Raw genomic sequence first — 11756 nt, 5'->3', positions numbered from 1 at the left:
CGTTCTCATCCTGATTGACGCTGGATTCTCAGCCTGTTTGTCGCGCGGCATCCAGGTCCTCGCCGCTCCGGAAGCGATGACTCTGGAGGACGTCCTCGATCCGGCCGTTGAAGCGTTCGACCATGCCGTTGGTCTGGGGTCGCAGCGGCGGGGTCAGGCGGTGCTCGATGCCAAGGTCCGCACAGAGCATGTCGAACTCGTGCTGGCCGGTGGCCGCGCGCTTGCGCAGGCCGAAGAGGCGGTCGGTGAAAGCCTTGCCGTTGTCGGTCAGAACGCGGGTGATCTTCATTGGCGCCGCGCGCTCCAGATCGCGCAGGAACCTCCGCGCGTTGGCTGCGGTCTGTGCCGGATAGATGCGCACGAAGACCCACCGCGTCGCTCGGTCGATGGCCACGAAGAGGTAACGGCGGCGGTCCTCGTCGGCCATCCACTGCCCGGCAGGGCATTGCGCAGCAATGTCCCGAGAGGGTGGGGCAGATACTTGATGTCTATGTGCAGGTAGCCCGGCTCGTAGGCCTTGAAGGTGCCATGCGCGGGCTTCGGCTCCTTCGGCTTCAGCGCCTGCAGGTTGCCCACCCCGTGCCGCCGCAGGCAGCGGTCGAGCCCCGAGCGTGAAACGTGCGGATTGAGGAACTCGCGCACTACCGCGAGCAGGTCGTCGAGCGGCAGCAGAAGCGCCTTGCGCAGCGCCACCGCGACGGCCTCCTGAGGCGGCGTCAGCGTCGTCTGCAAGCGGTGCGGCGTGTGGCTGCGGTCGTGAACGTCGTCGCGCCCCCGCCACTTCCAGACCGTCTGTTCGGAGATGCCGTAGCGTTCGGCCACCATCCACGCCGGCTCCGTGCTCGCCTGGATCGCGGCACGGATCTTCGGCGTCGTCGTCGCCTGTTTGTGCAGAGAAATCAGCATGTCCCCACCCCCTCCCAAACCTCGCGCAGGATCGACCTTGCCATGAAAAGGGCGGAACGGCGAGGGTCTATGTGATCATCCGGGATGGAACACCTAGGTCGCATTGCACTCAACCCTCAACGGAATGCTGGTAAGGCTTGACCAAATCAAGCGCGTGCAGTTTCCTTCGTTCAGGATATCATTTCCGGCTTCGATGCGGTGGCAGAGTGGCTTTGGCGTGCGTGCTGGGCGCTTTGGCGATTGCTGAATGTTGCAGCCATCCGTGTCTACAGGGTCCAGTTCAGGCTTTCATGCAACACCGTCTATCTCTTGCGCAATTGCGGGTCATCGAGGCCCTTGCACGCACCCGGCGGATCAATGACGCGGCCAAAGAACTTGCGGTCACGCAACCCTCGGTCAGCAAGCATCTGAGCACCATCGAAACCCGGTATGGGCATCGGCTGTTCGAACGCCAGGGGCAGCACCTTGTGGCGACCGAGCTGTGCGAGAAACTCTTGCCGCGCCTGCGCACGCTTTTGGCCCTGGCGAAAGAGATCGACACCGAATTGGACGGCTTGCGCGGGCTGCGCGAGGGGCGGCTGCGCGTTGGCTATTCCACGCATCAATTCGTGATGCACGTGCTGGGCGCATTCATGGATTCGTTTCGTGGCATAAAGATAGAAGCGCGCTGCATGGCGTCGTTCGACCTGCTGGACCAGTTGCGGGGCGGCAAGCTGGACGCGGCTTTTGTTACACTTCCAGGTGCAGAGGCGGATCTTCATATGCTGGAATTGCGCCGCGAAGAGCTTGTCCTGATGACCAGCCTGGACCATCCGCTTGCGGGACAGGAAACCATGCTGTTGCGCGACCTGTCCGCATGGCCGCTGATCCAGCGCGAGGCGACCTCCGGCACGCGCCGCGTGCTCGAGGCGATCGCGGTACGGGAAGGGGTCAGGCTGAACACCGCGCTTGATCTTGGATCGTGGGAATCGCTGCGTGATGCGGTGGCGGCCGGTATCGGCGTGGGCGTGGTCATGGCGGGCGAGATTGCACAAGATCCCAAGATGTGCGCGATCCGTATCGAGACCGGACGGGCAAAGGCACCGACGGTCGGACATTACCTGGTTTGCATGTCAGACGCGCGCGATCTGGCGGCGATCAAGGCTCTGTTCAACCTGAACGAGAAACTTGCGGAGTCCACGACACTTTGATGACAGGCGCAAAACCATAGCCAAAGGCTATGCCCTGACCTTGCGTTACAAGAGTGTCAAGAATCGCTGTCACGCTCTCCGGCGTCACTGACACAGGAGTCTGCCATGACAAGTTCCCTTAAAATCTCCCTTCTGGGCGGCGCAAGTGCGCTGTTGCTGGGCACGGCCGCCGCCGCCGATTGCCCGCCCGTCACCGTCGCCGATATGGGCAACCTGACGCCCACGTTCCCGCAGCAATTCGAGCTGACCGAGTTCCAGGAAGCGGCCGATTGCACGCTGGCCTTGGCCGAGAACCCGGCGATTGCGGATCTGAACGCGCGAATTCAGGGCAATGGCGACCTGCCCCCCTTTGCCGAGCGTTTGCCGGCCGAGCCGCTGGTCGTCGCCCCCTACAGCGCCATTGGCAGCTATGGTGGCACGCTTCGGGGCACCTCGCGCGCCACGGAATCCGGCACATCTGACCTGTTGTCGGTGCGTCATGTGAACCTTGTGCGCTATTCCGACGACCTGCAAACCATCGTGCCCAACATTGCGCGCGAATGGGCGTGGAATGACAGCTTCACCGAATTGACCTTTCATCTGCGGGCAGGTCACAAATGGTCGGATGGCGCGCCATTCACCGCTGAAGACGTTGTGTTCTGGTATGAAGACCTGATCCTGAATACAAATGTCTATACCGAAACCCCCGGCCGCTGGCTGTTTGGCGGCGAACCCGCCACCGTCGAGGCCATCGACGAGACCACGGTCAAGTTCACCTTCCCCGTGCCGGTGCCGGGCCTGCTGAACCGTTTTGCCGTGGATTATGGCCAGCCCTTCCAGCCCAAGCATTTCCTGGGTCAGTTCATGGACAAGCACAATCCCGATGCCGCCGCACGCCGGGACGAGCTTGGCTTTGAAGGTGAAGGCGAAGCCGTCAATTTCTTCTACGGTCCGTCTGACTGGAAAGACATCCCGACGCCGCTGTTGCGTGATGCCGGCAAGCTTGATGCGATCGGTCGCGCCGTGGTCCCCACGCTCGAGTCCCACATCGTGATCGAGGACAATTCGCAAGGCCGCCGTCTTGTCGCCAACCCCTATTTCCACATGGTCGACACCGCCGGCAACCAGTTGCCCTATATCAACGAGATCGCCGAAACCTATGTCCCCGAGCGCGAAGTCAACATGCTGCGCATGCTGGACGGTCAGGTGCATTGGAAGCAGCAGGCGGTGTTCCTGGATGACTTCCCGGTCCTGAAGGAAAACGAAGCAAACGCGAATATCACCGCCGCTCTGGCACCCGCGCCGGGGTCGATGACCTATTATGCCTTCAACCGCGGCCATACCGACCCGGTCCTGCGCGAGGTGTTCGGCGATCCGCGTTTCTCTGTCGCCATGTCCCATGCGATGAACCGCGACGAAATCAACGAGATCGTGTTCCTTGGTCAGGGCCGCCCGGCCAACGCGCTGCCGGTGGAACCCGTTACGGTCGGTTTCGTCACCGAAGAGCAGGTCACGCGCAACACAGAATACGACGTGGAGCGCGCCAACGCGATGCTCGACGAGATGGGTCTGGAAATGGGCAGCGACGGCGTGCGCCAACTGCCCGATGGCCGCCCCTTCGTGCTGCGCCTGACTTATGCCAGCCAGGGCGGCCCGGTCCAGATGCACGAACTTGTGCGCGACTACTGGGGCGCGGTCGGTGTGCGTCTGGACCTGCGCGAAGTGTCCTCGGACGAATATCGCGCCGCGGCCAATGCAAACGAGGCCGATATCCTGAGCTGGAAGAATGACGGCGTTTCGGCGCCCGCCTTCAGCCAGGACCCGCGCTCTGCCTTCCCGCCGTTCGGGGATTTCTTCAACCCCGGCCCCGGCATTGCCTGGGATGAGTGGAAGAAAACCGATGGCGCATCGGGCGTCGAACCGCCCGAGGACGTGCTGCGGCTGTGGGATCTGGCCGAACGGTTGACGCAGATCCCGCTGGGCACCCCGGAATCGGATGCAATCGGCAGCGAGATCGTCGAAATCCATCTGGACCAGATGATCCGCATCGGCACGGTAGGCGACATTCCCGAACCCTACATGCACTCCAACCAGTTGCAGAACATCATTCCGCTGACGGCCAAGACCTATGACTACTACTGGACCTATCCCTACCGTCCGCAACAGTGGTTTCTGGCCGACTGAGCCCTGAGACTCTTGGGGGCGCGCGCCATGCCGTGCGCCCCTGTTTTCCGTCGCTACCCGGGACCGATGCCATGGCCGTTTTCCTGATCCGCCGATTTCTTGGCATGGCCATTACGCTTTTGATGGTGTCTTTCATGGTGTTCCTGATCATGGAACTGCCGCCGGGCGACTATGCCGAACGCTACGCATTCCGCAAATTCTCTGGCACCGGCGTCGCCGTCACACCCGCCGATATTCAGGCCATCCGGGTCGAGCTGGGGCTGGATGCGCCGATGCTGGTGCGATACGTCGAGTGGATCAGCGGCATCGTGCTGCGTGGCGACTTCGGGCAGGCCTATTCCTTTCTGACCTCGGTCAATTCCGTGATTGGCGACAAGGTGTGGCTGACGCTGGGCCTGCTGGTGGTCACCCTGCTCCTGACCTACCTGATTGCCATTCCCATCGGCCTGTATGCCGCGGTCAAGCGCGGGTCCGGTGCGGATTACGGGCTGACGATCTTCTCTTACCTGGGTCTTGCGCTGCCGAATTTCCTGCTGGCGCTTTTGCTTCTCTATTTTGCGAACCGCTGGTTCGGGGCCTCTATCGGGGGGCTGTTTTCCGAAGAGTACAAGGATGCGCCCTGGTCATTCGCAAAGCTGTGGGATTTGGTCAAACACCTCTGGATCCCGGCACTGGTGCTGGGCTGGTCGGCCATCGCCTACCAGTTGCAGACGGTGCGGGCGACCATGTCGGACGAGTTGGGAAAGCTGTCGGTCATGGCTGCGCGCGCCCGCGGCCTGCCGGAAACACGCTTGTTGGTGAAGTACCCCGCGCGTCTTGCGGTCAACCCGGTCGCGTCCACCATCGGGTTCGACGTGAACCGCATCTTTTCCGAATTGCCCATCGTGGCTGCCGTACTGGGGCTGACCGAACTGGGCGATCTGCTGCTGAAATCGTTCCTTGACCTCGACATGAACGTGGCCGGTGCGATCCTGCTGATGCTGACAGTGGTCATCGTGGTGATGAATTTCGTCTCGGACCTGCTGCTGGCCTGGCTGGATCCGCGCATCCGGCTGGAGGGCTGATGCCATGACCGAAATGCCACAGGAAACCCGTGCCGAGCGCCGCGAGCGTGAACGCCGCGAGAAATACTATTCCGCCAGCCAGTGGACGCTGATCTGGTGGCGTTTTCGTCGCCACCGCGCGGCCATGATCGCCAGTGCCATCCTGGGACTGATGATCCTGCTGGGTCTGTTCGCCGAGTTCTTCGCGCCTTACGGCCCGACCGAGCGCAACAGCACCTACCTGTACGGATCGCCGCAAATGCCGATGTTCTGCGACCAAAACGGGTGCAGCCTGCGCCCCTTCGTGCATGGCACCAAGACAGAACGCGACCCGGTCACGCTGCGCTCGCTGACCGTGCCGGACCCGGAGGTCCGCCGCTACATGCAGTTTCTTGTCCCCGGAAAGCCGACGCATCTGCTTGGGGTTGTCCCCATCCAGACCCGGCTTTTCGGGCTGGACGATGGCAGCCTGCACCTGTGGGGCACGGATGAGCTGGGGCGCGACGTGTTCTCGCGCACGCTCTATGCCACGCGCACCTCGCTTTCCATCGGGGTGCTTGGCGTTCTGATCTCGTTCGGGCTGGCGCTGATGATCGGTGGCATCGCGGGCTACGCAGGCGGCTTTACCGACAGTGCCATCCAGCGCGTCACCGAAGTGGTGCGCGTGATCCCGGTCATCCCGCTCTACATGGGCCTTGCGGCCGCGATGCCGCGCGAATGGTCGGGCGCGCAGGTCTATTTCGCGATGACGCTCATTCTGGGCGCAGTGGGCTGGCCCACGCTGGCACGGCGCATCCGCAGCCAGCTGCTGTCGATCCGTGGCGAGGATTACGTGACCGCCGCACGGCTTGCAGGCGCGCGTCCGCGGCGGATCATCGGCACGCATATGCTGCCCAGCTTCACCAGCTTCATCATCGTCGATCTGGTGATTTCCTTTCCCTACATGATCCTGTCTGAAACCGCGCTGTCCTTTGTCGGGCTTGGCCTGCGCCCGCCCGCCGTGTCCTGGGGCGTCATGCTGCAACAGGCGCAATCCATCCGGGTGATCGAGCAGGCGCCATGGCTGTTCATACCGGCAGGGTTCGTGGTGGTCGCGGTTCTGGCCTTTACCGTGATCGGTGACGGCCTGCGTGACGCCGCAGACCCTTATGCGGAGGCGCGCTGATGCTTCTTTCCGTCGAAAACCTGTCGGTCTGCTTCCGCACGGACGAGGGACCGATCACCCCGGTGCAGGGCGTCAGCCTGACCCTTGCCGAGGGGCGCACGCTGGGGCTTGTGGGTGAATCGGGCTCTGGCAAATCCGTGACCACCAAGGCGTTGATGCGGCTTTTGCCGGGGTCAGCGAAACTTTCGCCTGACACCCGCATCCGGTTTCAGGATCGCAAGGGCGCTGTGGTCGAGGTCGAGAAACTCGCCCCCAATGCGCGCGCCTTGCGTGCCTTGCGTGGTGGCGAAATCGGGATGATCTTTCAGGAACCCATGGCCAGTTTCAGCCCGGTTTACACCATCGGCAACCAGATGTGCGAGGCGATCCGCCTGCACAAGGGGCTGAAAGGCCGCGCCGCGCGTGAACTGGCCATTGAAATGCTGGCCAAGGTGGGACTGTCCGAACCGGCCACACGCGTGGATCAGTATGCGTTCGAGCTGTCGGGGGGCATGCGCCAGCGCGCCGTCATTGCCATGGCGCTGTCGGCCAGCCCGCGCCTGTTGATCGCGGATGAACCCACCACCGCGCTGGATGTGACCATTCAGGCGCAGGTGCTGGACCTGATGCGCGGCCTGCAACATGACCTTGGCATGAGCATGATCTTCATCACCCACGACCTGGGTGTGATCGCACAGATCGCGCAGGATGTGGCGGTGATGTATCTCGGCACGATCGTCGAACGCGGATCGGTGCGCGATGTGCTCAAAGACCCGCAGCACCCCTACACGCGCGGGCTGTTGCAAGCCATTCCCTCGCTCGACCGGTTGTCGCGGCGGCTGCATCCGGTGCCGGGCGACATTCCCAGCCCCTCGGCCCGTCCCAGGGGCTGTCCGTTCCACACCCGATGCGCCGAGATGAAGCCGGGCCTGTGCGACATGACCGCGCCTGCCGAAACCCGCTTTGGCGCAGGGCGCGCTGTGCGCTGCCATCTGGCCGCGCCAGCCTTGGCGCAATCAGCATGACGGGGCGCGCGATGGACACTTTGATCGAAGTGCGCAATCTCGAGGTGGGCTTTCCCGTCACCAAGCGCAAATTCCTGTCCTCGACCACGCAAACGCTGCGCGCCGTGGACGGTGTCAGCTTCGACATCCGGCGCGGCGAAACCGTGGGGCTGGTCGGCGAAAGCGGATCGGGCAAGACCACCGTGGGCCGCGCCATTCTGCGCGCGATCGACCCCACCGGGGGCGAGGTGATCTATCACACCGATGCGGGCGACGTCGACCTTGCCCATGCAGACGATGCAACCCTTCAAAAGCTGCGCCCGAATTTGCAGATGGTGTTCCCCGAGGGCCGCGTCAGCCTGCATTCCCTGTCGGGAGAGGCCTTGCGCAGTTTTCGCCCGCGCATGAGCCTTGTGTTCCAGGACCCCTATTCCAGCCTGAACCCGCGCATGACGGTGCGCGACATCATTGCCGAACCGCTGATCGCGGGCGGGCTGATGTCGGATCGCGCGCAGATCGACGCGCGGGTGCGCGAGATCGCCGCGCGCTGCAAGCTGAATCTGGAACATCTGCGCCGCTTTCCGCATGCCTTTTCTGGCGGGCAACGGCAGCGCATCTGCATTGCACGCGCTCTGGTCTCGCGTCCCGATTTCGTGGTCTGCGATGAAAGCGTGTCGGCGCTGGATGTGTCCATTCAGGCCGAGATCGTGAACCTGCTGAAAGACCTGCAGGAAGAGATGGGCGTGGCGTTCCTGTTCATCGCGCATGATCTTTCAGTCGTGGCGCAGATCAGCGACCGGGTCGCAGTGATGTATGTCGGGCAATTCGTGGAATATGCCCCCACACGCTCGCTGTTCTTCACCCCGCGCCATCCCTATACGCATGCACTTTTGTCCGCCGTGCCCCTGGCCGATCCTGATCTGCCTTTCAACCCGGTGCGGCTCGATGGCGAAATCCCCAATCCGATGGACGCCCCGACGGGGTGCCGCTTTCACACCCGCTGCCCCTTTGCCAGGCCGCGTTGTTCCGTCGATGTGCCGGCATGGCGCGAAATCGCACCCACACATTTCGTGGCCTGCCACTTTGCCGAAGAATTCGATTTCTCCCGGCCCGAGATCACAACCTGAGTTACAGAGATGACCCAACCCCTTCCCGCGCCGCATCTGGGCGAGCCCTACCTACTGACTCCCGGCCCGCTGACCACGTCTTATGCCGTCAAAGCCGCCATGCTGCGCGATCATGGCAGTTGGGACGGCGATTTTTGCGCCATGACCGCCGAGATCCGCAAACGTCTGGTGGCGCTTCTGGGTGATCCGGCTTTTGACTGCGTGCCGATGCAAGGGTCCGGGTCATTCGCAGTGGAAGCCATGCTGGGCAGCTTCATCCCGCGCGACGGGCGCGCGCTGGTGCTGGCCAATGGCGCCTATGGTCAACGCGCAGCCGCCGCGCTGCGGGTCATCGGGCGCGGGGTCGAGATACTCGACAAAGGCGATTTTGCCCCTCCGCGCGGGGCCGAGCTGGCCGAGATTCTGGCGCAAGACCCCAGCATCACCCATGTCGTCGCCATCCATTGCGAAACCTCCAGCGGGATTCTGAACCCTTTGCCGGAAATCGCACGAGCCGTGGCCGAAGCCGGGCGGCGCTTGCTGGTTGATTCCATGTCGGCCTTTGGCGGCGTGCCTTTTGATACGGCGCAGATCCCGTGCGATGCGGTAGTATCTTCTGCCAACAAATGCATCGAAGGCGTGCCGGGTTTCGGCTTTGTGCTGGCCCGGCGCGAGTTGTTGGAACGCGCGCAGGGCAATGCACATTCGCTGGCACTGGACGTGCACGCGCAATGGGCAGAGCTGGAACGCTCGGGCCAGTGGCGCTACACGCCGCCCACTCATGCCGTCGCGGCCTTCCTCGAAGCCCTGCGCGCGCATGAAGCCGAAGGTGGCACCCCGGCCCGGCATGCGCGCTACTGCGCCAACCGCGACCGGCTGGTGACTGGCATGCGTGGCCTGGGCTTTGCAACGCTGCTGGCGGATGAGTGGCTGTCACCCATCATCACCACTTTCCACGCACCGGCGGATCCGGCTTTCGAGTTTGACGGTTTCTACGATGCGATGAAAGCGCGCGGGTTCATCATCTATCCCGGCAAATTGACCAAAGTGGACAGTTTCCGGCTTGGTCACATCGGGCAGATGGATACTCATGTCATGGCGCGCGTGGTCGCCGCCGTGGCCGACAGCATGGGCGCACTGGGTGTGCGCGACTGCCGCCCTGCGCCCGAAGCCATCGCAACAGGAGAGATTGCATGACCCGCTTCAAGGCCGTTGTTTTCGACTGGGCCGGCACGATGATCGACTTTGGCTCCTTCGCGCCGATGGGCGTGTTCGTCGAAGCCTTCCGCCGCTTCGGCGTCGAGGCCACCATCGCCGAGGCCCGCGCCCCCATGGGCAGCCCGAAACGCGCCCATATCAAGGCCATGCTGATGGCCCCGCGCCTGTCTGCCGAATGGGCACGTGTGCATGGTGCGGCCCCCACCGAGGACGATATCGACCGCATCTACAAGGTGTTCGTGCCGATGAACGAAGAGGTCGTTGCCGAGCATGCCAACCTTGTGCCCGGCGCGGCGGCGATGATCGCCGATCTGCGCGCACGTGGACTGAAAATCGGGTCCACCACGGGGTATACGCGATCGATCATGGAACGGGTCTTTCCGGTGGCCACAGCGCAGGGCTACACGCCCGATAATTGCGTCTGCGCCGATGATCTGCCCGAAGGCCGCCCCGGGCCCTTGCAGATGTATCAGACCTTTATTGATTTGCGCGCCTATCCACCCTCAGCGGTCATCAAGGTGGACGATACCGAACCCGGCATCGCCGAAGGGATCGCGGCAGGCTGCGTGACTGTGGGCGTTGCCCTGTCAGGCAACCATGCGGGTCTGACGCCCGAGGACCTGGCCACCCTGAGTGCGCCCGAAGTGGACGCGTTGCGCGCCCGTGCCGGTTCGGCCCTGCGCGAAGCGGGTGCGCATCACATCATCGACACGGTGGCGGACCTGCCCGCCCTGATCGACAGTCTGGAACAGGACAAGCCCCATGCGTGACATATTCGATCTGCCGGGTCGCTTCTGGCGCGGCAACCTGCACACTCATTCCACGCGCTCGGACGGGGCTCTGGATCCGGCCGAGGTGTGCCGCCGCTACAAGGCCGAAGGCTATGACTTCATCGCGCTGACAGATCATTTCGTGGGCTGCTTTGGCTATCCGATCGTGGACACGACGGCGTATCGCACAGATGGGTTCACGACGCTCTTGGGGGCAGAACTGCATTCGGGCGCGATGGAGAACGGCGAGCTGTGGCACATTCTTGCCGTCGGCCTGCCGCCCGAATTCATGCCTGGCAATGCGCCGGGTTTTCGCCCGGTCGCCGGTCAGGAAACCGGGCCAGAGCTTGCGGCGCGCGCCCGTGCGGCAGGGGCATTTGTTGCGATTGCTCATCCGCAGTGGTCGGGCATGACGCTTGCAGATGCGCGCAGCATAGATGCTGCCCACGCGGTCGAGATCTACAACCACGGCTGCGAGGTTGGGGCCGCGCGCCCCGATGGCAGCGCGCTTGCCGACCTTTTGTTAAGCGAGGGGCGCGCCCTTACGCTTTGCGCCACAGACGACGCGCATTTCACCGAACCTGATCATTTCGGCGGCTGGGTCATGGTGCGCGCAGAGCAAAACAGCCCGGAGCTTCTGCTGGCCGCGCTGAAGGCGGGTGAGTATTATTCCACTCAAGGCCCGGAATTGCGCGGCATCACGCTGGAGGGCAATGTGCTGACAGTCGCCTCCACTGCCGTTTTATCGGTAATCGTGCAAGGCGCGGGTTCGGCGGCGCAGGCGGTCCATGGTCAGTCTATGACTCTTAGCCGTCAGCGCCTTGACAGATTCCAAGGCTCTGATTGGATCCGCGTGACAGTGATCGATAGCGCAGGCCGACGTGCCTGGTCCAATCCGATTGCGAACTGGCAACACGTGGCGCAGGAGTAGCATTTTGAGTGTTCTCGTCACGTGACATGGCTTCGGCACGAGCCTCAACGCCCCGGAGGCTTATCCTCTTGTTTTCACAGTGCTTCCACGGTGGGCTCAAACGCAAACGCCGCCCCGGAGGGCGGCTCTTAAGCGGCTGTATTATTTGATAATTTTGGTTGCGGGGGTAGGATTTGAACCTACGACCTTCAGGTTATGAGTGTGAATCGGCATGCAAAAGTGACCCACTTGGGTGGGTTATGATCATCTAAAACTGACCCACCTGCATTGTTAACATCCGT

9 protein-coding genes and 1 pseudogene are annotated in these 11756 nt (G+C 62.9%); 9 read left to right on the top strand and 1 reads right to left on the bottom strand.

Annotated features, from left to right (window positions below):
- Positions 1 to 49: 49 nt before the first annotated feature.
- Positions 50 to 906: pseudogene (locus ACFTOW_RS14565) on the bottom strand (DDE-type integrase/transposase/recombinase); the annotation flags it as partial.
- A gap of 137 nt (positions 907 to 1043) precedes the next feature.
- Here ACFTOW_RS14565 and ACFTOW_RS14560 point away from each other — a divergent pair.
- From ACFTOW_RS14560 to ACFTOW_RS14520, 9 genes are all read left to right on the top strand, one after another.
- Positions 1044 to 2096 carry a LysR substrate-binding domain-containing protein gene (locus ACFTOW_RS14560; protein ID WP_379916946.1) on the top strand — a complete coding sequence of 351 codons (1053 nt, stop codon included), beginning with the start codon at positions 1044 to 1046 and terminating at the stop codon, positions 2094 to 2096.
- Between the two features lie 105 nt (positions 2097 to 2201).
- Entirely contained in the window at positions 2202 to 4259 is a 2058-nt protein-coding gene (locus ACFTOW_RS14555; RefSeq protein WP_379916944.1) for an ABC transporter substrate-binding protein, read from the top strand.
- Positions 4260 to 4330: 71 nt separating this feature from the next.
- Positions 4331 to 5323 (top strand): ABC transporter permease, encoded by a 993-nt coding sequence (locus tag ACFTOW_RS14550; protein WP_379916942.1) that lies wholly within the window; start codon positions 4331 to 4333, stop codon positions 5321 to 5323.
- 4 nt (positions 5324 to 5327) lie between these two features.
- Positions 5328 to 6467 (top strand): ABC transporter permease, encoded by a 1140-nt coding sequence (locus ACFTOW_RS14545; protein ID WP_379916940.1) that lies wholly within the window; start codon positions 5328 to 5330, stop codon positions 6465 to 6467.
- Positions 6467 to 7471, top strand: a complete 1005-nt coding sequence (locus ACFTOW_RS14540; protein ID WP_379916938.1) for an ABC transporter ATP-binding protein — start codon at positions 6467 to 6469, stop codon at positions 7469 to 7471. The genes ACFTOW_RS14545 and ACFTOW_RS14540 overlap by 1 nt, the downstream gene beginning before the upstream one ends.
- Before the next feature lie 11 nt (positions 7472 to 7482).
- Complete coding sequence (locus tag ACFTOW_RS14535) at positions 7483 to 8577, top strand: ABC transporter ATP-binding protein (protein ID WP_379916936.1); 1095 nt, start codon at positions 7483 to 7485, stop codon at positions 8575 to 8577.
- 9 nt (positions 8578 to 8586) lie between these two features.
- Positions 8587 to 9753, top strand: coding sequence for a 2-aminoethylphosphonate--pyruvate transaminase (locus ACFTOW_RS14530; RefSeq protein ID WP_379916934.1), 1167 nt, complete (start codon positions 8587 to 8589; stop codon positions 9751 to 9753).
- Entirely contained in the window at positions 9750 to 10544 is a 795-nt protein-coding gene (phnX, locus tag ACFTOW_RS14525) for a phosphonoacetaldehyde hydrolase (RefSeq protein ID WP_379916932.1), read from the top strand. The genes ACFTOW_RS14530 and phnX overlap by 4 nt, the downstream gene beginning before the upstream one ends.
- Positions 10537 to 11475, top strand: a complete 939-nt coding sequence (locus tag ACFTOW_RS14520) for a PHP domain-containing protein (RefSeq protein ID WP_379916930.1) — start codon at positions 10537 to 10539, stop codon at positions 11473 to 11475. The genes phnX and ACFTOW_RS14520 overlap by 8 nt, the downstream gene beginning before the upstream one ends.
- Positions 11476 to 11756: the final 281 nt, after the last annotated feature.

Source organism: Lacimonas salitolerans (assembly GCF_042677865.1).
Lineage (GTDB): Bacteria > Pseudomonadota > Alphaproteobacteria > Rhodobacterales > Rhodobacteraceae > Lutimaribacter > Lutimaribacter salitolerans.
This window is presented reverse-complemented; position numbering and strand designations above follow the sequence as displayed.